This window comes from Alteromonas antoniana (genome assembly GCF_019249295.1).
GTDB lineage: Bacteria > Pseudomonadota > Gammaproteobacteria > Enterobacterales > Alteromonadaceae > Alteromonas > Alteromonas antoniana.
Map to the genome: position 1 here is coordinate 13,256 of NZ_JAESDH010000028.1, position 23,185 is coordinate 36,440.

The 23,185-nt window shown below is 49.8% G+C and carries 17 protein-coding genes; 4 read left to right on the forward strand and 13 right to left on the reverse strand.

Translation table 11 applies throughout. The features are described from left to right. Positions 1–82: 82 nt before the first annotated feature. From JKP77_RS18635 to JKP77_RS18675, 9 genes are all read right to left on the reverse strand, one after another. The gene (locus tag JKP77_RS18635; protein ID WP_338024897.1) at positions 83–583 is read right to left on the reverse strand and encodes an Ig-like domain-containing protein; all 501 of its coding nucleotides are present in this window, start codon (positions 581–583) and stop codon (positions 83–85) included. Between the two features lie 6 nt (positions 584–589). Further along, entirely contained in the window at positions 590–2,170 is a 1,581-nt protein-coding gene (locus JKP77_RS18640) for a DUF4331 domain-containing protein (protein ID WP_218312677.1), read from the reverse strand. Between the two features lie 201 nt (positions 2,171–2,371). After that, positions 2,372–3,073, reverse strand: a complete 702-nt coding sequence (locus JKP77_RS18645) for an anti-sigma factor (protein ID WP_218312678.1) — start codon at positions 3,071–3,073, stop codon at positions 2,372–2,374. After that, complete coding sequence (locus JKP77_RS18650; protein ID WP_218312679.1) at positions 3,070–3,603, reverse strand: sigma-70 family RNA polymerase sigma factor; 534 nt, start codon at positions 3,601–3,603, stop codon at positions 3,070–3,072. Before JKP77_RS18650 ends, JKP77_RS18645 begins: the two co-directional genes overlap by 4 nt. Positions 3,604–3,749: 146 nt before the next feature. Continuing rightward, complete coding sequence (locus JKP77_RS18655) at positions 3,750–5,060, reverse strand: ATP-binding protein (RefSeq protein ID WP_218312680.1); 1,311 nt, start codon at positions 5,058–5,060, stop codon at positions 3,750–3,752. Next, a complete protein-coding gene (locus JKP77_RS18660) occupies positions 5,060–5,644 on the reverse strand; it encodes a chemotaxis protein CheX (RefSeq protein ID WP_218312681.1) in 585 nt (194 codons plus the stop codon). The genes JKP77_RS18655 and JKP77_RS18660 overlap by 1 nt, the downstream gene beginning before the upstream one ends. Next, the gene (locus tag JKP77_RS18665) at positions 5,641–6,006 is read right to left on the reverse strand and encodes a response regulator (protein ID WP_218312682.1); all 366 of its coding nucleotides are present in this window, start codon (positions 6,004–6,006) and stop codon (positions 5,641–5,643) included. Before JKP77_RS18665 ends, JKP77_RS18660 begins: the two co-directional genes overlap by 4 nt. 871 nt (positions 6,007–6,877) lie before the next feature. Beyond that, positions 6,878–7,582, reverse strand: a complete 705-nt coding sequence (locus JKP77_RS18670) for an endonuclease/exonuclease/phosphatase family protein (RefSeq protein WP_218312683.1) — start codon at positions 7,580–7,582, stop codon at positions 6,878–6,880. Continuing rightward, the gene (locus JKP77_RS18675; RefSeq protein WP_218312684.1) at positions 7,570–9,756 is read right to left on the reverse strand and encodes a VTT domain-containing protein; all 2,187 of its coding nucleotides are present in this window, start codon (positions 9,754–9,756) and stop codon (positions 7,570–7,572) included. The genes JKP77_RS18670 and JKP77_RS18675 overlap by 13 nt, the downstream gene beginning before the upstream one ends. Before the next feature lie 460 nt (positions 9,757–10,216). On the opposite strand from JKP77_RS18675, the gene JKP77_RS18680 reads away from it, so the two are divergent. Continuing rightward, complete coding sequence (locus JKP77_RS18680; RefSeq protein WP_420840078.1) at positions 10,217–11,896, forward strand: PAS domain S-box protein; 1,680 nt, start codon at positions 10,217–10,219, stop codon at positions 11,894–11,896. 63 nt (positions 11,897–11,959) lie between these two features. Here the strand turns inward: JKP77_RS18680 and JKP77_RS18685 are convergent, their stop codons facing one another. The 4 genes from JKP77_RS18685 to JKP77_RS18700 form a co-directional block, all read right to left on the reverse strand. After that, positions 11,960–13,132, reverse strand: coding sequence for a GGDEF domain-containing protein (locus JKP77_RS18685; protein ID WP_218312685.1), 1,173 nt, complete (start codon positions 13,130–13,132; stop codon positions 11,960–11,962). 284 nt (positions 13,133–13,416) lie between these two features. Continuing rightward, complete coding sequence (locus JKP77_RS18690; protein WP_218312686.1) at positions 13,417–15,261, reverse strand: monovalent cation:proton antiporter-2 (CPA2) family protein; 1,845 nt, start codon at positions 15,259–15,261, stop codon at positions 13,417–13,419. A 141-nt stretch (positions 15,262–15,402) separates the two neighbouring features. Next, complete coding sequence (locus JKP77_RS18695) at positions 15,403–15,981, reverse strand: porin family protein (RefSeq protein WP_218312687.1); 579 nt, start codon at positions 15,979–15,981, stop codon at positions 15,403–15,405. Positions 15,982–16,244: 263 nt separating this feature from the next. Beyond that, entirely contained in the window at positions 16,245–18,305 is a 2,061-nt protein-coding gene (locus JKP77_RS18700) for a TonB-dependent siderophore receptor (protein ID WP_218312688.1), read from the reverse strand. Between the two features lie 225 nt (positions 18,306–18,530). Here JKP77_RS18700 and JKP77_RS18705 point away from each other — a divergent pair, with 225 nt between their 5' ends. From JKP77_RS18705 to katG, 3 genes are all read left to right on the forward strand, one after another. After that, entirely contained in the window at positions 18,531–19,691 is a 1,161-nt protein-coding gene (locus JKP77_RS18705) for a PepSY-associated TM helix domain-containing protein (protein ID WP_218312689.1), read from the forward strand. Further along, positions 19,691–20,140 (forward strand): hypothetical protein, encoded by a 450-nt coding sequence (locus tag JKP77_RS18710; RefSeq protein ID WP_218312690.1) that lies wholly within the window; start codon positions 19,691–19,693, stop codon positions 20,138–20,140. The genes JKP77_RS18705 and JKP77_RS18710 overlap by 1 nt, the downstream gene beginning before the upstream one ends. A gap of 652 nt (positions 20,141–20,792) precedes the next feature. After that, positions 20,793–23,093 (forward strand): catalase/peroxidase HPI, encoded by a 2,301-nt coding sequence (gene katG, locus JKP77_RS18715; RefSeq protein ID WP_218312691.1) that lies wholly within the window; start codon positions 20,793–20,795, stop codon positions 23,091–23,093. Positions 23,094–23,185: the final 92 nt, after the last annotated feature.

A 23,185-nucleotide genomic window follows, 5' to 3' on the forward strand; every position in this document is an offset into this window, starting at 1 on the left:
TCTTTGGTGAACTGGGCTTGCATGATGTGGTTTATCATTATTCTGGTAATAGAAAAAAGCCGTCCCTGGCTTTGACGGTTGACTACTGATCTATCAGCAAGTCGTCAAAAGCGTCAGGATCTTCCGCATCCTGAATAAACTCCCTGCCATTAACTGGCAGTGGCGCATCAGTGGGATCCTGCGCAAACGCGTCACGCGTGAACTCGGACACTGACACTTCAAGCACTTCGATAGTGACGGTGACGGTGCCAGTAGCACTGGCTTTGCCATCCGACACGGTAAAGACAAAACTGTCCTCACCGGTTACCTGTGCGTTTGGCGTATAAGTAAAACTGCCGTCGTCCATCACCTCAACCGTGCCTAACATGGCTTCGGTATCCAGTGCATAAGTCAGCATGTCACCGTCCGCGTCAGAGGCACTCAGCATGTCACTGAATGGGGTATCAGTTTGCGTGATAAATGTCTCTGAAATCGCTTCCGGCGCGGTATTCATTACCGGCTTTTCTTTATCGTCATCGTCGTCATCAAAGCACCCGGTGAGTGCCAGACTGACTACGGAAAGTAGTAATAATTTACGCATCATTTACTCCTATTCTGAGCCCGCTTTAGGCGTTGCAAGATAGGGGAATGCCGTATCGATCATTGAGGCATCCAGCGGCGCACCATCGGTAAAGGGGACATTGCCCACGCTGGCATCATCCGGCGTACACAGGCCTAAATCGGTGTCTTCACCATTAACCGGAATGGGGTAGCACAAACGACCCATCACCACGCGTAGCGCAATATCTACCACGTCATCGCCCGGGCGGCGTCCATTCGGGAAGCCGGCAAGGTCATCGCCTGCTACACCAAATGCAGATTGTTCTGCGGCCGGTGTTGCCGGGATGCCGGTATTCAGACGTAACATTTCAGACGGGGTGACTGTGGCTTGTTGATTTACGCCTTCAAAGCCGGTTAAAAATGCAGTAACCAAGTCCATTCGCGGGAAGTTAGTGGGGGCGAGTGTTTCAATCGACGCACCCAGTGTGGTGTTCACTGCATCTCTGAACAGAATATTCAGAAGTTCAGGAAGTACCGGGTTGGTAACGTAATCTGCGAACTGCCCATCACTGCTTGGGTGAGAGGTAGAGAATTTGTCTTTATCGCCAATACCAATTACCAGCTCATTTACCAGTGGGTTACCCAGACGTGATACCTGCGTCATTGCGCCGCCATTCACTTCCGGCTTCTCAAATGTCGCATCCGGGTTGAGGATCCTGGCCTGTGGCAGACTCGCTGTTGTCCAGCTACCAATCACGCCGTTGCCGTCACCGGTAACACACGCTGCAGGCACTTCTACCGCAATGGATGTGACGTTTTTGTCCGCCAGGTCGTCGTTATCTGCATTTTGCGTGATACCGCCTGGGAAACCATTGCCATCACCAGCACCTGGCGCACTGTCACCTTCTACCGGCACATAGTTCACCAGGTCAAAGGTTTCTCCCAGGTTGACAACAAAGGGGTCTTTCCGCTGACCGACAAACACACGTCCCATATCATCACAGCCTGGAATGCTGAAGTTATACACGAACTGAGCGGCATAGCGCTCGTACTCTTCCATGCTGGTGAACGTTTTGTTACCGATGTAATCCAGTGGTTTCCCGAACATATCGCCCGATGCTGGCATTAGCACAGTGCGCTCGCCGGTGCGGGCAGGTCCGGTTACCATTGTCATCTCATACATTTCTGAGAAGTTTGCCGCACTGGCATCGTCAGCACTGATAGGGCCGACGTTTTTCAGTGGCACCTTAATCATTTTCTGATCACCTTCCGGGCCAACTGGCAGGGCAATACCCTGATTTTCCGCAGCCAGCATGGAGGTGAAGTTAAACGTGAAGCTGATGTCTTCAACGGCGTCACCATCGTTATCGATGTGAATGGCATATTCAGCTGCTGGATCCATTGCAAAGTAGTTTGGACCACCGTATGCATCCTGAAGAGGGATATAGTTGGCAATCATGGTGACGTAGCCCTCACGGCCCTGTTCATAACTATTAAACGCATAGTAATCGGTCGAGTCCAGCGTGGGCATACGCGTAATGTTTGGCGCTTCGCGATGGCTGGATGCAAAGGCTGCAGTTGTGATAATGACACCGGATAGTGCCAGTACTGTTGGCTTGAGTTTGAACATTATTATTCCCTTCGGGTTGTGTATTCACAAAGCCAAACGATTGAGGACTCAGAGTGGATGCAAAATAATCACAATTTTTTACTCTTTTTTTAACCTTATTATCAGAAAGCTTTTAGTGGCGGTGGCTGCAGCGATTTTGAAAGCAAAAAAAAACCGGCAATATTACAGCCGGTTTTTTGATTTTTCTCAGCTCTCGGCAACTTAAACAGACACCAGTGGTGAAATATAAAGTACCTCGCTTGGCGCACCGGTAGGCGATCCCCCCGGTGGCTCGAGGCTGACTGCCAGTGCGGCGATAGCAGGCTGGAGTAAAATGGCGGGAGTATTCCGCTCCCATCGTCCACCTTCAGGCAGCAACCCTAATGAAATAGGCGCTTCACCGTTCGCGGGCACCATCCATAGCTCATAATCTTTATCGGCTCTGGCTTGCAACACATCGGTAGAGCGTACCGTCAGCATTTGCTCAGACACCTCAATTAACCACAATGGTTTGGCTTCTTCGTCGTTGACGACGGCGACATGTGTCGGCGCAATCACTTCAGGCGGGATGCTGGTGCCCCACAATACGGCGATGACCAGGGCTGCAGCTGCAGCCACACCGGAAAACGTCCGCCAGACTTTTGAGCGACGACGATACAGAGAGACGACGTTGTCGTCTGTCGCTGGCGCGTCTATAAAGCCCAGCTTTTGCTCAATGAGGCTCCAGACCTTTTGTGGCGGCTTTACCGGGGGCACGGTTTGTCCCAGACCATTTAAGTATTGCTCCCACATCCAGGTGGTTTCGCTTATCGTCTGGCTCTCCATCATCAGTTTCTGGTAGCGAAGTCGGGCCTTACCTCGCAATGTACCCAGTACATATTCTGCGGCCAGGGCATTTCTGAGTTCTTCTTTTAAATAATTCATATCGACAGGCACCGTTGCAAACTTTGCAGACCGCGGCGGATCCAGCTTTTAATTGTACCAAGTGGTGAGGACAGGTGTTTCACGACTTCGTGATGAGACAGCCCGTTAAAGTAGGCGAGGTGAATAGCCTGACGTTGCTGTTGATCCAGCTCATCCATGCACTCATCCAGTTTCTTTTGCTCACTTGTTGGCAAAGATGCCTCGCCAGCATCGCCGGGCGGTCCGCTTTCGTCCTCGAGTACCACTTCATTTCGAATTGAGTGATAGCGCATCAAATCCAATGCCCGGTATCTGGCAATGCTCACCATCCACGTAAGTACGGTGCCCTTATTGCGCTGGTAACTACCAGCGTTATGCCAGATTTTAATAAACGCATCTTGCGTTGCTTCTTCCGCAAGCTCTTTGCGTTTGAGCATCTTCAGCACTACCGCATAGATTTGTGGGCTGGTGATCTCATAAAGCTCTGCAAATGCCTCACGTTTGCCGTCAGCGGTCTGACAAAGTAAGGGAAAAAGCTGCTCTTGTTCCATGGCCGTTCCTCATTATAGTTTTTAGAAAATGCGTGTCAGACTCAAGCACACGGCCAGTCGTCGTTGCTCTGAGCAGGAAAACTGCAAAAGGATGTGCTCCAGACGGTCGTCTGAATATTGACCCACAGAGTAGACTCGCTTCTTATTTAGCCAAACGATTCACCCGGAGATTCGGATGCAAATTCCTGTGGTGAATTTTTATCCTGACGCAAAGGTAGCCTGATTACAACCACCGTCCCACGGCCAGGGCTACTGTTGATATGAATGTTCCCATTGTGTCGCTCTATTGCTGTGTAAGCCACTGAGAGACCCAGCCCCTGACCCTGGCCTTCTGGTTTGGTGGTAAAAAACGGCGTAAAAATCTTTTTCATGTTCTCCTGAGAAATCCCGCAGCCGTTGTCCATTATTTTGATAGTCACCATGTCATCCTGCTCTGCAAGCTGAACGTTGACCCAACCCGAACCAGAAACGGATTGCGCTGCATTCATTACCACGTTCATCAGCGCCTGTTTGACGGCGCCGGGGTCGCATTGCAACCGTATCGGCTCAGAGGCGCATTGAACACGATAGGTAGGTGTCTTGTATTGTGCGCTGATAAGCTGCATGAGCTGGTGGGTCGCTTCGCTAATATCCAGGGTCTGCAACCCGGTTTTCTCTTCCAGCGCAAACTGCTTGAGATTCTGAACAATATCGTGCACGCGTTTCAGGCCATCCTCTGATTCGCTAATTAAATCACCCATATCCTCGCGCAGCAGGTCATAATGATGCTCGTCGCGCAGTGCCGATATAAAGTCTTTTAATTCGTCCCGCTCATCCTGTAGCCGGGTGTTGATAGCATCACAGAGTTGTAAAAGATGTTCGCTGTATTGCTGTAGCGTATTCAGGTTAGCCTGAACGAAGCCAATCGGATTATTAATTTCGTGCGCAATGCCGGCAGCAAGCTGGCCTGTAGAGGCCATTTTTTCCGCCTGAATAAGCTGGCTTTGTGCAGAGTCGAGCTTACGGATCAGCTGCTGTTGCGCTTTGTGTTCGCGTTTCAGTGCCTCAGAGAGTTTTTGTTGTGTTTTGAAGTAGCTGGCCTGGGCGGTGACATCCTGAAGAAAAATACAAGCCAGGCGGCGGCCATTGGTTTTCTCTTTGATCGGAACGATTTCCATGTTCTGATACATTTGCGTTTCTTCACCGGTAATAGGACGCGAACTTCGAAACGGAAAGATATGCGGGCGTTGCTCCCAGTAGCTGAAACTGGGATGCTGCAATACAAACACCGATTTTATCCGACGTTTTAAAAACTTTGCCTGTTCAGGAAATAGCGTTTCCAGCAACTCACCCGGATAGCTTTTTCGCCATTCTGCCTGCATGCGGTCGATAAAAAACGCGTTTAAGTAAACCAGGCGGTATTCCTCGTCTACCACACAGATGCCAACCGGCAGTTTTTCGACCAATTGCTCGAACATTATCCTAGTAGCTCATCCAGGGTTTGCGTCAGCCTGTTAAACGAGTCGTGATCAAGACAAAACACCACGCGCATGGAAAATGAAGAGAATTCAATATCAAACTGTACTTCCATCACCAGACTGTTTTCCCACTGTAAATCGGAGAATGTTGCTTTGTGAGGGGCAAACAATGTGGGCATGTTGAGGTTCGTATTTAACTCAAGTTGCTCAGACAGCCCGGCTAAACAGGCGCCTGCCAGAATATTGGAAAGCTCGAGTATGGTTTCCTGAACGTCTTCTTTTGATAAAGGCTCTTCGTATTCAAGTAGCTTGGCAACTTCCTTTAAGCCTTTTCTGGATAACACTGACATCACCTCACCGTGCACATCACCCAAAAAAGATTGCCGGGTATAAAAGGCCTGGTCGTTTTGCTGAATTAAACCGAACAATTCATTGGGAGTGACAGAGGCGATTTTGGGGATTGAAATGCCGATTTGGGTTTCAATTAAATGGGCAAGCGAGTTTGCAGCCTGACCCATCGAAATATTCAGGAGTTCCTGTAGCGCGTCGCGCTGGTCTTCAGTGAGTGGAATTACGCTGCTCATAAGTAACCCAACTCAAACAGTGTCATGGCTAATTCCTCGCTATCGAGAGGTTTTCGCAAGAATTTTTTTGCTCCTAATGCCATAACGGTACGTTGTTTTTCTGGTTGAAAGTCAGCGCTGATGACCACGACATCCGGCCCGTCGCCTTGATTTCTCAGGTGTTCTAACACGCCTACACCATCTACTTCAGGCATTGTCAGATCCAGTAGCAGTAGCTGATAGCGACTGTCCTGAATATGGGCTATCGCTTCCTTGCCATTAGCGGCTTCGGTTATGTCGAACTCAATTTCAGGGGGCAGTGATTTGATCACACTGCGCCTGCTAAGCTTTGAGTCATCGGCTACCAACAAAGAAATGGCCATTTATATCTCCTGAAATAATGTCTGGGGAGGATGCGAACAAGTCTATAGTCACTCAGCGAGCCCTGAAACAGGCAGTTTCAAGACAGGGGGCGCAGGCTGTGGCAATGTCCTTGCCAGGAAACCTTACGCCGTACCTGTCTGCTTTATGGCTTGGCCTTTGGGGCCTGCAGCCAAGCGCCTATTCGTTGATGGTCTTTTTGACTTAACTCGTCAGGCCAGCAACAGACCGCCTTGATGGGTCACTTGGCTGCATGCCTGAGCGACCATAGACTTGTTCGCATCCTCCTTAGGGAAAGTATTTGCGATATTCCTGTTCCTGCAAGCACAATTCGCAATTATTCCGATAAAACCTGCGCCTGAAATATCTTAATTCCCGTGTCTGGCAGCATTCACACTTTATGATCTCCAGTTCAGCGCAATAGCAGTTTATTCCAGACAGCCTACTTACAGGTTTTATGGTATGACAAAAGTGACATTAGTGCACTCTATGTTTGCGCTTGGCAGCATAGACATTGGTCGATAAATGGGTATGAAGTGAAATACGGCGTGATAGTTTTTTATACTATTGTGCTTGCGAGGAAAGCGGGGAGCTGAGAAAAAACAATCTGTGTTTTGCAGACTATGGTCATTGTGTCAGGTATCAGAACTGGCTGCGCAATAGGCTTACTGGCTAGTATGCAGTCGATAACTTGTGTAGCCACTATCCTTGCGTGCAACCTGCCGCTGTAGGGCAGTCATTGAATAACAACTCGAGCAGAGAAAACGGCAAAATAGGCAGGGCACCCCAACGGGTAGCCCTTTAACAAAGGACAAACCGAAGCCCGCGCGTTATCTCGCCATAATGCAAGCATGCCACGGTGCATGCCACTGCTTACACTGGCAACCGAAGATCAATCTGAACCGGCAAGTGATCCGAGAACAGTCTTGCCCGGCGGTCTTTCAGCTTTTTGCAGCGTAATACCCGGATGTCTGTACTTGTCCAGACGCGGTCCAGTGAAAACAACGGAAACTGACTGGGAAACGTCGCACCCACAGTGTGCTGTGCAAGCGTGTCGTTCATCGCTTTAAACGCCGTTGTGAAAAACTGCCACTCATTAAAGTCACCGGCAACCACAACTGGCGAGGGACGCTCCTTGAGCCTATTCTGAATATACTCATGTAGCATGGCAAACTGTGAACGCCGTTCACGCTTTTTCAATCCTTTGTGGGTGTTGATGACAGTGAGCGGCCCTCTGGGCGTTTCAACTTCTACTGTCTGTATATTACGAGGTTGCCGTCCCTCCTGACTCACATCCAGTGTCTCGTTGCTTATGACAGGGTAGCGGGACAGCACAGCATTGCCATACCAGCCATCAGACTCCTCCAGGGCGGGAGACTTAACCAGGGTAAATACCTGACCCGCACAGATATCGCGAATATCACGCTCGGTGCTTCGCTCAGAGGGTCGGGTATCCATCTCCTGTAGTAGCACGATGTCGGCACCCGCATCGGCTAAAAAATTTCCTATTCTTCTGTAGTCCTGTTTCTTATCTCTGCCAATACCGCTATGAATGTTATAACTGACTATACGACACATTCTTCAGCTTCTGCCTTATTACGTTGTTTGCGTTCCTGATAATAACGGGCAAACTTCTGTGACCCCCAAATCATCAGGCCCCAAAGTACAATCCCACCAATCAGGTAACTAATGGTTTCGGGCGACGGGTTACGGAAAATCTGGGTTATCGAATCACCTACCAGACCTTTCGCTATCATAGGTGGAAACATGCCCAGAAAGGTGCCCACAAGAAACTGTACCAGCCCAATAGAGGATATGCCGGCCACCAGATTCACCAGGCTAAACGGAGCAATAGGCAGCATTCTTATCGCCGCAACGCCCACAATGCCGCTGGTTTTGAGTTTTTCATCCAGTGCTTCGACTTTCGGTCCGCCAACTTTTTTCAGACCTGCATTGCCAAGCACTTTGCCGATACCGAACGTAGTTGCAGAGCTGAGTAATGCTCCCATAATCCCGTAAATAGGCCCCCAGATCGGACCGAATATAGCCGCCACTGCAAGTGAGAGAACGGTAACAGGAAAGAACAGTAAGCCTCCGATGACATACACCATAAGAACGGTAGGCAGTGCAAAATAAGTACCGCGACTCTTCTCTAAAAATGCATTTATATTGTCTGAACTCAGCCATTCTATAGAGTAGCTAGCCCAGACCAGCAGGCCGGCAATGATGGCAACGATGAGCGTGCCAATAGCAATCATAATGGTGCGCCTGCGCGGATTGCGCGCCGGCGTTGCGCTGCCATCCATGGTCGGCAGCGAAATCAGCGGCTCTTCCGGGTCTGACAGTGAGCGGAAAATGTTGGTATTAGATTGTTCAGTAAATACCTGGTCGTTCACTTCCGTTAACACATAACCATGCGCCAACTGCCCTTCAAGCAATGCTGATACTGGATTATCCTGGTTTAACAGCTGCGCTGTTTCCTCTACCTCTCTGCCAGTATGCTCTGCCAGCAAGTCATCGCGGATCCGTGCTACCTGCTTACGATTATTTTCGGTATTGCCATGCAAAACCGTATCGATTTCTGTATCCAGTGACATCGAGCGGTTGCTTAAATTCGATGACCCAATCACTGCGTATTTATCATCTATGGTCATCACCTTTGAATGAATACGCTTGTAAGCCTTGCGACCTTTCAAATCCTCGCAGGAGGAGTAGGTCATGGTGACGCGATCACTTTCTACGCCATTTTCCAGAATATCCTTAAACTCGATTCTGCTTGCCCAGAACGCTTCCTGCTCAAATTTCCCTTTCGGCTCATAAGAGCTGACAATGATCACATGTAGCGAAGGACACTCTTTTAATCTGCGGTTGAGCGCTTCTGCAATCTCCTGACGGGTCGTAAACTGATTCTCGATGTAAATCAGATTCTCCGCCTGGCTGATAAGGTCAAGCAACATGTGGCGAACTTCCTGCACAGGCTCCACTTCGTCCATAAAGGGGATTGTCCGGGCCAGAGCACACTCCACATTTTCAAACCACGGCTCTACACTTTCCGGCCATGACTCAGGTTTTGGTGCGTCAGGCCCGTTTAATGCTTCTTCCCGAATATCAATGGGCTGGTCTTCTGCAACCCGTAGCCAGCGCCAGCGCACCAGGTCAGCAAAGTCTTTTACAACCGGGCCTGATGACACCATTTGCACATCGTGTAAGGGGCCATACTCTCCGTCAGGGCCCATTCTTTCATCACTAACCACTGGGTGGTCACGCGTATCCCAGCGATTTGTCGATACATCCATGCCGCCTGAGAAAACCAGTTCATCATCAATGACGACGATTTTCTGGTGCTGGCTGCCGCCCATTGGAATAGTGTCGTCCAGCTCTGTTTTTACATTGTCAGGCGTTTTCTCATCCCAGACTTCTTTGGCCCACATCTCACGTTGTGCAAAAAAGGCTAGCGATGAATCCCAGCGCAGCAGATAAATCTTCATATCCGGATTTTGCTCTGCCTTCCAGGCCAGCAGGTCGCTGACCACAGAGGGGGCTTCGGATTGCGCCTCTTCTTCGCCACGTAACAGGCGGATACGGCTATCAATATCCCAGCCGACGATGAAAATGCTGTGTTTCGCTTTAACGATAGAAGAATGCAGGGCGCGGTAATAATTTGCACAGTCGATCAATGGGGATGCAAATGTTGCGGTGTTCGTCACCCAGCAATTCTCTCCTTGTTTAAAAATTGAGCCTGACGCAGACATTTTTGCCTCCTATGTCTTTGAGTACGCAACAAAATGAAAAAAATAATAGTGAGGTGTTGCACAAAGCGTTCCATCAGAAGATAACAATAAATAAAAGCCTAACGCGTTGTTTTATATGATGTTGGCATAGTGTTTATGAAGGTGGTGTGTAATTTTGACAGGGTGGGACGGGAAAGATTAGTAGGTGGGTCTGTAATATTTTCCGTTATAGCGCGGGGAGGCGCACCCTGACGCTTTACTCAGCGTTATTCTTTAAATTATCTTGAATGAACACTCTGATTAGCAAGAAATTATTTTTCGAAATACCCTGTTGATTACAAGTTGTACTACGCTGAAGTTAATGCGGTGAATCATATAGCCCGGTGAACTGCACATTTTGTTTAGAAAGTAATCAAAGCATGTCGTTTTTTCCAGAAATACTGCCGCAGAGCAGGCCCTGAAACAATCCATTATTGCCATTGTGACAATAGATGAGAAAAACAATATTACGTTTTTTAACGATGCCGCAAGTGCACTTTGGGGATATTCCGCCAATGAGGTTTTAGGAAAGAATATCCGGATGCTGGTGCCAGTGGAGCATCAGCAAAACCACGACAGTTATGTGAATTCCCACCGTCAGAGTGGCATTGATAAAATTGTGGGTAGCTCCCGGGAAGTGGAACTGGAAAAAAAGTGCGGCGAGCGGATATGGGTTCAACTTTCACTTTCGCAGATCATTGTCGGAGGTAAAAAACATTACACTGCCTTTGTTCGTGATGTCAGTGAAGAGCGCGAATCCCGCGAAATTGTAGAGCAAACGCTGGAGCAGGCACTGGACGCTGTTGTCTGTATTGATGAAAACAACAATGTCACCTTATTTAATGCCGCGGCGGAGGTGCTCTGGGGGTACAAGCGCGAAGCGGTAATTGGTAAAAACGTAAAAATGTTAGTGCCGCAAGCCATTCAGGCCAATCACGATAACTACGTAAACGCTAACCGGACAACCGGCGAGGATAAGATAGTCGGCACCAGCCGGGAAGTGAAAGTAGAGCGCCGTGATGGTCAGGTTCTCTGGGGCAGGTTATCGTTATCAAAAGTTCGGCTTGCCGGTCGAACGCTGTATACCGCATTCGTCAGAGATGTCACTGAGGAAGTAGAGCAAAGGGAAATGCAGCGAATGCTATCGCTGGTGGCCAACGAGACAGATAACGGCGTGATCATCACCGACGCTGAAGGCCGAATCGAATACGTGAATAATGGTTTCGAGCGATTGACTGGTTGGGGCCTCGAGGAAGTCAGGGGTAAAAAGCCAGGAACCTTTCTGCAGGGTGAAGAAACGTCCCCTGAAACCGTTACAGAAATCAGAAAACGGCTGGATGCACGTCAGCCGTTCTATGATGAAATACTGAATTACCGGAAGAATGGCGAAGCGTACTGGACTTCGTTGTCGATAAACCCGGTGTTCGAGCAGGGAAAACTGGTCAACTTCATTGCGGTGCAGGCGGATGTGACGCGAGTAAAGCAGATGGCGCTGGATTTTACCCGCAAATTGGACGCCATCGGAAGTGCGCTGGTTTTACTGGAAATCGATACCAATGGCAATGTCACTGACGCAAACGCGCTACTTAAAACAAAGCTGCAGGGTAAGCTGTCGACTGAAGACATGGCGAATAAGTTATTTCGTTCACTGGATAAAAACGAAATCGACGCGATGTCTTCCTCCGGGGCAGTGGAAAAAGTGTTTGAGGTAGGAGAGGGCGACAACTACCTTGCTTTTGACTCAAGAATCAGTGCATTGCGCAACTTCTCCGGTGAAATTACCCGGTATGTCTTCTTTGGTGTCGACGTCAGCTCGCGTAAGAAAGCAGTAAACGAAACTCAGCATTCAATGCGTGAACTGGTCACAACAAGCCAGACCATCAGTAACATTGTGGGGACAATAAATACAATCTCAGAGCAAACCAATCTTCTGGCACTTAACGCCGCTATTGAGGCCGCGCGGGCCGGAGAGTCAGGTCGGGGCTTTGCTGTGGTGGCGGATGAAGTGAGAACACTGGCAGGTAACTCGCGGGAAGCCAGTAACGAGATAGATAATCTGGTTCGCAGCACGGTATCGCGCATTGAGTCAGTGGCAAAACTGATACAACTGATAGACAGTTAGTGTTAAGAGATAGTGCAGGTGAGGTTCGTCCTGCATGCTCAGGCGGATTGCCCTTCGTATTGCCTACATGGACTGCGAGGGCGTGGCCTGGCCAAACATAAATACCAGGTTTCGGCCCTCGCGCTTGGCACTGTAAAGCGCCTTGTCGGCATTCTCCAGTAGCGCATCCCAGCTGTCTAGTACGTCTGTGGATGCCGCGATCCCAATGCTGATGGTGACGTTAATAACGTTGTCGTTAAACCACAGTTCGTTATCCGCAACGGTCTGTAGCAGCCGGTTAGCGACCACATGAGCCCGGTCAACCGGAAGCCCGGGCATCAGAATAGCGAACTCTTCGCCACCCAGACGTCCTATAACGTCAGTTTCTCTGATGCCACTATTGAGCGTTTTCGCTACCTGACGGAGCACATCATCACCGAGTTGGTGACCATAGGTGTCATTGATAGATTTGAAATGATCAATATCAACCATGAGCAGGGAATGTGTCTCAATTTTCGGATTTGCGATTGATTTATAAGCTTTTTCTATAAATGTGCGCCGACTCAACAGTCCGGTTAAATCGTCACAACTTGCTATTTTCTCCCAGTGACGACGTTGTCTTAGTACATGCAGAACGGGTAACAGCAGTGCAGTGGCTACAGTTAGAATCAGGTGAGTGAGTAACGTGGTTTCAAACAACTGAATAATGGCGGAATCATTACCTGATGCCATCATCACGACAATAACCACGCCTTGCAAAAACAGAATAAACGCATGCAGCAGCAACACTGCCCTCAGCACTGCATAGGCAGTTTGGTAAGGTGAGCGGCGGTGATAGAAGAATCCCTCGGTGATCAGGAACATAATGGCCATGCACACCGATGTGGTTGCATTCACAACCGGTCCGTAAAGGCTGGCTACCAGGATGGCGGCGGCACCGGCGAAAAATAACGTTTGTGCTTTTCTTAACAGTCGGGCTGAGGTGCGTGTCAGCTCAAATGCATTCAAACCGTGAAAGAGTCCGTAAGTCGCGCTGTAGAGGATCAAGCAGGCCATTGTATTCAGGATTTGAACATCCCCTAACGTGTGAGAGCCGACCGTTGCGGCGATACCAAGCGCAAACAGCGCACAGGAGCCCGCCCAGTACAAATACGACTGGTGTTCACGCTGCTCTTTGTACAAAGCAAAGAAGTAAATGCTAACCAGCAAGTTAATAGCAAACGCCATTACAATGCCGATAGGAAGGCTAAGCGACATGCCTGGTGAACTCTCCGTCGGGCAGAACTGATGCGAAAAAAAGCGAGACGATTACGTCACAATTATTAGACGAAAGTATACCAGTTTATTCTTAACCCACTGTCTGGCTAGAGTATAGATCGCTTATACAGGGTATGCATTTTAATACGTTGTGGTGGCATGGATTGCCGTGAGGGCACGTGGCGCGCATTTGTACTGGCGGTGTGTCCGCGATTAAGAGCCTTTCACACGCCAGAGTCAGTGTGATCTAGCGTTGAAGCGGCAGATGAATGTACTCGTATCAGTTACTGACTGTCGTCCGACTTGACGGTTTCGTCACATGCGTTAAGCCGGGAACGTGCCTGAGTGTCTTTTGCCAGTACCTGCTTCAGATCTTCCATTCTCTGGCGAACGGCAACGCCATAAGATGCATCGTCACCCCACAAATCTGCCAGTTGTTTCATCGATTCGATATCGTGCTCACGGAAAATTCGGCCGGCCCGGTTTGCATCCTCCTCAGTGTTGCCTAAAAGTTTTAATGCCTCGGTACCCAGCACAATCGCAGAATCGAACGTTTCGCGGTTAAGGGCATTCACTTTCATTTTCAGAAGCTGGTAGGCGTGACGTCTGTCCCGGGCTCTCGCGGCGATAGCCAGATTGGGGTAATGCTTTTGTGCCAGCTTTACGATTTCAAGGGTTTTATCGGCGTTGTCGATGGCAATCACCAGGAGTCTGGCGTTGTTCGCGCCGGCTGCATCTAACAGCTCCTTTCTTGCCGCATCGCCGTAATAAACGGTATTGCCAAACCGCCTGAGCAAGTCGATTTGGCTTGGGCTGTGGTCCAGTACACTGACTTCATAACCCTGAGCATGAAGCAGGCGCCCGATAATCTGGCCAAAGCGTCCATAGCCAGCAATGATCACATGTTTCGACTCACCGATATCGGCCGGTGCGTCAAAGGCCGGGCGCTTGTCAGAGGATTTGCGCTGACGGCGATCATAGAGCATCAGCAACAGTGGCGTAATTAGCATGGATATGGCGACGACCAGCGTGATCAGGTTGACCTGATCAGGCGTCAGTATTGAAAGCTGTCTGGAAAATGTCAGCAGAACAAAGGCGAATTCGCCGCCCTGTGCCAGTGCCAGTGTAAACAGCAGCTGTTGCTGATGATTTATACTGAATAATTTTGCCAGTGCGAACAGTACGAACGCTTTAACCGCAATTAACGATGCCACCAATGCCAATACCAGCAACACATTGTCGCTAAACAGGGCAAAGTCGATGGAGGCGCCGACGGCAACAAAAAACAAACCCAGCAATAACCCCTTGAAAGGCTCAATATCGGCTTCCAGCTCGTGTCGGAATTCACTTTCTGCCAACACCACGCCCGCGAGGAATGTGCCAAGTGCCGGCGATAACCCAATTGCCTGCATTAATAACGCGATCGCGACTACCAGAAACAGCGCGAATACGGTAAAAATTTCGCGCAACCGGGTTTGGGCAATATAGCGAATTATGGGAGACGACACGTATTTTCCGGCCAGAATAATGCCAAGGATGACGGCTGTGGAGATTAACACCTGTGCGTAAATGGGCCAGTCATGAACCAGCGAATGACTGGCGGCCTCCATGGTAGAAGCGGGCTGAAAAGACAGCAGTGGCAACATTGCCAGCATGGGGATAACGGCAATGTCCTGAAATAATAATACCGAAAAGCTGTTTTGTCCGGCGTCCAGATTCAGCCAGCCTTTTTCTTCCAGGCTCTGAATAACAATTGCGGTAGAAGACAGCGCCAGCATGAGACCCACAGCAAGCGCCGGTTGCCATGCAAGGTTGAGGGCGAAAAAACTGATAAGAAAAATCAGCAGCGCAGACACGGTAACCTGCAAGCCACCGAGGCCGAGAATAGAGTGTCGTAATTTCCACAGCCGGGAGGGATGTAATTCAAGGCCGATGAGAAACAGCATCATCACCACACCGAATTCGGCAAAGTGCATGACTTCTGTTTGATCGCCAACAAGCGACAGCACAAACGGGCCAATCAATATACCCGCCAGCAAATAGCCAAGCACTGAGCCAAGTCCGAGACGCTTTGCGATAGGAACAGCAATCAATGCTGCCCCCAGATAAATAAGGGCTTGTTGGAACATGACCACAACTGAAAATCACACGGTTAGCTTGAGTATATCAGCTGGCTGCTAAGCCGGCTGATAAAAAAATGCCGGGCAAAGCCCGGCACCATCGGAACGTGCACCATTCGTAAAGAATGGTCACATGCAGCAAGTTACCAATTAGAAACGGTACTCAACACCCAGACTGGCCTGTTTCAGATCAGTTTCAAAATTTGTGTCGTCGATATCATCTACTGCGCTTTCTGCGTCCAACTCAGCATCGTAGACTGTATATTCTGCGTTAATCAGAAAATTCGGCGTGACCGCATAGCTCAGACCACCACCGACAAACAGACTTTCATCGTCATAATCGTTGCTGAAGGTGCCCACATTGTATTCTGTTTCAGACCACAACTGTCCCAGTTTACCGTAGATTGAGAGGCGCTCTGTGATGGGGAAAGAGCCTTTCAGCGCTGCGGTATAACCATCGGTAGATGCGCCCGCGACGTCGTTGCCGTAGTCACCAAAATCAATAATACTTCCCTCAAGCGCAAAGTATTCATTGAAACGGTAGCCTAATAGTCCCTGCCATACATCTTTGTCATCATCGAAGTCGTCTTCACCTTCTACCCGCAGATAACCATAGTTACCGCCTACGTAAAAACCACTTTCATCAATATTCTCATCATACGACTGCGCGTTTGCGCCAAATGCAGTTAGTGCGATGATTCCTGCCAGTGTTGTTTTCATGTGCTTCATAATGACTTCCTTCTTACATTGAATTAAGCCCCGATGAAAAAGAAACGGGGCACAAATGTCACAGAAGCTGTTTCAATTGCCGTGCCACCTCCCAAACCCGGTAAAAAGCGGAAAAAGTCGGAAAGACTTTCAGGATTGGGTAAAAAATCTGCGTAAAAACAACAGGTAGTGAAATTTTGAAGAAAAAGCCGTAGGTGAAAATTCCCTGCCGGTATGAATCCTTTTCACACCGGCAGGATGCGCTGTTTAAAAACCACTCTGAATTAAAAGCGCGTTTTCAGTGTCAGTGTCGCATTGCGCGGCGCACCGTATCGGTACTGGTCGAAAAAGCCAATCTGGCTATAGTATTTCTCGTCAGTCACATTATCCACATTCAGCTGCAGTGAGGTGGCATCAGAAATATCATAACGCGCCATCAGGTTAACCAGGGCATAGGATGACTGCGCCAGTTTGATGTCTCCATTGACAGAATAGGTGTCGTCCTGCCAGTTAACGCCACCGCCTATGGTGAGCTCAGGTAATAAGTCGACTAACTGATAGGTAGTGAACAGTTTAAGCTGTTTACGTGGCTGATCAGTATTCACTTCGTTTCCATCAGCATCCTCGGCGGTAAACTGAGAATATCCGGCAGTAATATGCCAGCCTTCTAAAGGCTGTCCGACGACCTCCAGTTCAAACCCCTCAGACACTGTACCCTGTGCCTCAAATTGAGCAATGGTGTTTACTGTCCCGGGAACGATAAAACCAACATCGTCCTGCGCAAGATTATCCTGCTCTATGCGAAACACGGCGATAGAGGTGTGCAGCGTATCATCGAGGTATGTACTTTTCAGACCAGCTTCCGCGCTTTGCCCCACTAAGGGGGCAAGATAGTCACCATTGCGATCCTGCGCATTCTGGGGCTGAAATATTTCGGTGTAGCTGGCATACACACGATGCTGCTCGGTGATGTTGTACAGCAGGCCGGCGTAAGGAATAACCACATTGTCGTCACCGAAGTCAGTAGTTACGCCGTAGCTTACGCCATCACGTTCCCAACTTGCCAGACGGCCGCCGGCAATGACTTTCAGGTTGTCCGTGATGTGCAGGCGAGTGGCTCCATAGAAACCGGTTTGCTCAGTATCCATGTCCTGAGCCACATTGCCTTGAGTGCTCCATTCAGGCTCGGGGAAATTACCGTCCCAGCCATAGAAGTTGCCCACCGGAAGAAATGCGTTGTCTCCCATGGCACTGAACTCAAGCGTATCGGCTGATTGCTCACTGCGCAGTGCGCCCAGTACAAACTCATGATCACGACCGGCAAGTGAGTATTGACCGCTTAGCTGAATATCTACACTATCCTGCTCACTGGTACCTTCAGACTGATACGGCCAGGATGACAGGCCCACGCCGCTTTCTTTATCCAGCGTACCAAACAGATACAGTAGCTTCGATTCCTGCTCGTAGCGCAGTTTGTTGTAATTCAGCTTTACTTCCCAACCATTGCTCAATACGTGATGCAGGTTAGCGAACAGGTTCGTCCCCGTGGTATCCCAGCGCGTCCAGGTAGCAGCCGTAGTCTGTGAAACATCCCAGTCAGTTTCGGTGCCGTCGCTAAAAAACGTGGGTAACGCGCCCCAGGTGGGCGAGGTGGGCGTGTTTTTCTGATAGCTTGCGCCTGCGCGCAGCAAAGTATTATTGGTGATGTTAGCTTCCAGCACGCCGTAAAGCACCGTGGTTTCATCTTCGTACAGATCCAGGTATGAGTCGCCTTCCTCATACTTTGCCACAATGCGCCCGCGAACAGAGCCTGAGCGGTTAAGGCCAGTACCGATATCTGCTACCACTTCGCGATTATTCCAGCTCCCCAGCGCAGCAGATGCATAACCACGGGTATCCGTTGCTGTTGCGTGTTTGCGAACCAGATTGATTGAGGCAGAGGGATCGCCGGCGCCTGTCAGTAATCCGGTAGCGCCGCGCACAAATTCTACGCGTTCGTACAACACAACATCCGCAATGGTTTCGCCGGAGTCACCAGCCAGACTCCAGGAAAGTGGCACACCATCTACCTGATAATTTGTGATATCGAAGCCGCGGGCCTGGAACGTATTACGCACGTTGTCGACTTCCTTTGAAGAGACACCAACCGCATTCAGTACGGTGTCGGTGAGTGTATCCAGTGCCTGATCTTGAATTCGCAGGTCTGTGATCACGCTGACAGATTGCGGTGTTTCCTGCAGCGTCAGCCCCAGTCCGGTGGCGGTATCAATGACTTCACTAACAGTATAACTACCTGAAACCGTGATCTTTTCAATATCGTCAGTGGCAGGTGCTTGTTGTGACATAGCAGGTGCTGACAAGGCAGATGTGACTGCCAGTGCGACAGACAGGGGGCGAAAGGAGCGCAAAAACAAGATACAATCCTCGTGTTGGTGATGCAATGAGTAATGATAACTATTATCAATTGAATTCGTAGCGCTGGCAAGTCATAATTGTATGATAATGACAGTGCACAAACAGTCGCCCTTGTCCTCACCAGAAAGAGCGATAAAAGACAGAGTCTGATTTTCATGGGAAAAAAAGTAAGCAATAAGCGTTGGTTTCAACTGCACGGCTGGTTCACGTTGCCGGTGTGGGTGCTATTTTGTTTTATTTGTCTGACAGGCACGCTGGCGGTAGTCAGTCATGAAATCACCTGGCTGGTAAATGAAAATGCCCGTGCGGATAACCCTGAATCAGTGGCTGCTCTGCCGATGGACGATATTACCCGCGCGTTAACCTCGCAATATCCTACTGCGGACATCACCGGTATTACTGTAAGAGAACCTTATCTGACGTATGCGGTGATGTTCACCGATGTCGATAAACCGTATGCCATTGCTTATATTAATCAGTACACCGGTGAGGTTCAGGAAATAAACGATGGCCAGACCTTTATCGACTTTATGCGTTCGTTGCATGGTTGGCTGCTGTTTCCCTGGCAGCAGGGCTACAGCATAGGCTATTACCTTGTCAGCCTGCTAAGTGTATTTGTGCTGGGCGCGGTCATTACCGGGATGATGGTGTATAAAAAATTCTGGCGCGCCTTTACCCGGCCAACCCTCCGTTTTACACACGGCACAAAGACACTGCTGGCAGATCTTCACAAAACCACCGGTGCATGGTCTATCTGGTTCTTACTTATTATGGGAATTACCGGCCTGTGGTATCTGATTCAGGGCGTGCTATGGCATAACGAGGTCGAAATTGAGCCCTGGCCAGCTTCTCTGTCAGCGCAGGCAATGCCGGATGGTGCTGATTCGGGCGAGATCAAGCGGGTATCACTGAATCAGGCTATGGCCACCGCAAGGCAGCGATATCCCGATTTGCAGCCCAGTTTTATCATGCTGCCTGAACATAACCGGGATACATATAAAATTTCCGGCGATCAGGGAGAAGTCTTTTACGATCAGTACAGTTATCGCGTGGCTGTTAATCCTTACACAGGGGAAGTGACCGACACCTATTCGCCGACGTCAATGGCGCCGCTGCAAACCGTTATGCATCTGGCTGACCGGCTTCACTTTGGCACCGTCGGTGGCATTGTGACGAAAGCTATCTGGTTTGTGTTCGGTTTACTTATCACCGGTATGTCGATCACCGGGTTCTGGATGTGGCGCCGTAAACTGGTAAGTCAGGCAACATCGGCACCGTCGGGCTCAACCACCACACAGACAGCAGGAGCGAACTGATGGCCAGAAAAATTGCTACCCCATGGCGGAAAGTGAAATTTCTTCTGAGTGCGCTGATACTGACTTTACCCCCATGGTTTTATTATCAATCGCAAAACCCGGTTTTTCCCGATGCGCTGGACAATAAGTCGGCTTTTGGCTTTGAATTTACGCCCATGCCTTATGATGAGAAACCGCCTTATCAACATGACGGCAAATACGTAAAAGATTTTCTGGTGATGGTAAATGAAGGTGAGGTCAGTGATATTCGTCAGGCGTACCTGAATATAGGCCCAGTGCCTCTGCCACTGGATTCATTGCAAGAGGAAGAGCTGGGGATCCTGCACGGCACACGTCACGGACAGCATGTGCATGCGCTAGCTGATGCCAGAATTAACGCGCGGGATAAATTGTGGCTAACGGTACAGACCTGGGATGGTAAGACGTTCCATGTTGACTGGACCCTCTGATGTGTGGAAACGATTAAAAACTTCTCATTGCATCCTGAATCACCAGTCTGGCTTGCGGGTAGTCAACTTTGTAAGTGACAACCCGGTTACCTGAAAGCGTAGCGCCAGCTCTCGATTGCGTTCGCGCGGTATCATAAACCACAGGCTTATCTGCAGGTAGCCGCGGTAACGCAAAGCAAATTGCCTGACCCTGCAACCGTGAAGCGCTTAGCACAGTGTGCGCGAGGTCAGGTGATGGTCGCGAGTCTGACTCTTATGGCCGAACGCGAGTAACGCTCCCTACCCAACATCAAGCGAAATGTGCCACTGGTCATACAATATCAGAGCATAGCCAGCTATCTGCGGCCTGCATGTTTTGCATTTTGCCGTATCAGAGATACCACAGCACGGTGCGGGGCATACTAGAAATGCCGCCATAGTAAGCCTCAGAGGTGAATAAAGACTGTCTGTTTTTTTGTGTGTAAACAGAATGCTACTTTATTCACCCGCACTTCGCTTAATCAGCTTTTTCAATTACCTGTATTTGTTTTATCGCTTATGCGATTTGTCAATTCTTGACTATCTTATCTGTACGCCGAACTAACGGTTAACAACTATTTAACGTGCGTGCTCGGGGCACGCCTTGAGTAAAACAACAATACAGGTGAAAACTATGGCGATTTTAAGGTTCAAACGGACAGCATTGTCTGGTCTTGTCGCTCTGGCGCTAACAAGCCCAATGGCGCTGGCTGATGACCATAAGACAATGAGTAAACCCGAGGGAGCGAAAGGCAACGGTGTCGCACAGCCCTTTGCACCTAAGTCAAATAACTTCTGGTGGCCTGATCAGCTTGATTTAACTGCACTGCGCAGCCACGACGCACGATCAAACCCTTATGGCGAAGACTTTAACTATGCTGAAGAGTTCAGCAAGCTCGATCTCGATCAGGTTATGGCTGATGTAGACGCGTTGTTAACCAACTCACAGGATTGGTGGCCTGCCGACTGGGGCAACTATGGTCCGTTCTTTATTCGTCTGTCCTGGCACAGTGCCGGTACCTACCGCACGCTGGACGGCCGTGGTGGCGGTGAAGGCGGGCAAATGCGTTTCGATCCGCTGAACAGCTGGCCGGATAACGGTAACCTTGATAAGGCCCGCCGTTTGCTGTGGCCGATAAAACAGAAATATGGCCGTGCGCTGTCGTGGGGAGATCTAATGATCCTCGCCGGTACCGTTGGCATGAAAAACATGGGCTTTGACATTTACGGTTATGCTGGTGGCCGTACCGATGACTGGGAGCCGGATTTAGTATACTGGGGACCTGAAGTCGAAATGCTGGCAAGCGATCGCGAAGAGCGCAATGGTAAGCTGCAGCGTCCGCTTGGTGCTACGCACATGGGGCTTATTTACGTTAACCCTGAAGGCCCGAAAGGCAAGCCTGACCCAATGGGGTCGGCTAAAAATATTCGCACGGCCTTTGGTCGCATGGCAATGAATGACGAAGAAACAGTGGCGCTTATCGCCGGCGGGCATACCTTCGGTAAAATGCATGGCGCGCACAAGGCCGGCGAGTGTCTGGATGCAGAACCCGGCGCGGCAGGTCTCGAAGAGCAGGGGCTGGGCTGGAAAAACAAATGTGGTAAAGGCAATGCTGAAGATACTGTGACCAGTGGCCTGGAAGGCGCATGGACACAAGCGCCAACGCGCTGGACGACGCTATATCTGTCGAACTTGCTAAACAATGAGTGGGAGCAAACCCGCAGTCCGGGCGGCGCAATTATCTGGGTACCGAAAGACAAGGCGATGCACAATGCCGTACCGGATGCGCATGTGGAAGGTAAGAAGAACCCACCGGTTATGACAACCGCTGATCTGGCTTTGAAATATGACCCTGAGTACAGAAAAATCGCCGAGCGCTTTCTGGCTAATCCGGATGAATACCAGCAAGCGTTTGCAAAAGCCTGGTTTAAACTCACGCACCGTGACATGGGGCCTAAAACCCGCTATTTAGGTAACCACGTGCCAGACGAGAATTTTATCTGGCAGGATCCGGTGCAGGAAATCAACTATGACCTGGTGACAGATGCCGATGTGGCGTCGCTGAAAAAAGCGATCCTGGACACCGAACTGAGTGTTTCTGCTCTGGTGAAAACTGCCTGGGGAGCGGCGTCAAGCTTCCGGGCATCGGATATGCGTGGTGGAGCTACCGGTGGTCGAATCCGCCTGCAACCACAAGCCAGCTGGGAAGTGAATGATCCGCAAGAACTCGATAACGTCCTGATGGAGTTGGACAAGATCCAGAAACGCTTCAACGGCAATGCCGGCGGTAAGAAAATCTCCATGGGTGACCTTGTCGTTCTGGCTGGCGCAGCAGCAATAGAGAAAGCGGCTGCCGATGCAGGCTACGATGTTACCGTTCCGTTCATTCCGGGACGTGGTGATGCGACGCAAGAGCAAACAGATGTTGAGTCGTTCTCGCTGCTGGAGCCAACGGCAGATGCATTCCGTAACTATTTCAACGTCGAGGAAAGCTATCGGGGGCCTACCGAAATGCTGGTGGATAAAGCCGATCAGCTTAATCTGACGGTTCCGGAGATGACAGTGCTTGTGGGTGGCATGCGTGCGCTTGGCGCGAATGCGGGTAACAGTCGTCACGGTGTGCTTACTGATAAGCCGGGGCAACTTACTAACGACTTTTTCGTTAACCTGACTGACATGGGGCTCATGTGGCGCAAGACGGATGATGAGTCAGTCTATGAAGGGGTAGACCGGAATTCAGGCAATGTGTTGTATACCGCAACACCGGTTGACCTGATATTCGGTTCAAACTCTGAGTTGCGTGCGATAAGCGAGGTGTACGCGTTTGATGATTCAAGCGAGAAGTTTGTGAATGACTTTGTCGATGCCTGGACTAAGGTGATGCGCCTTGACCGTTTCGACCTGCGTCATGACCTGACTGCGGACATCAACTAACACGTAGCGCAAGATGCTATGTCAGCAAAACGCCAGCCACCGTGCTGGCGTTTTTTTGTCCTCCAAAGTGTGGTTTCATATTAGAGGGCGCT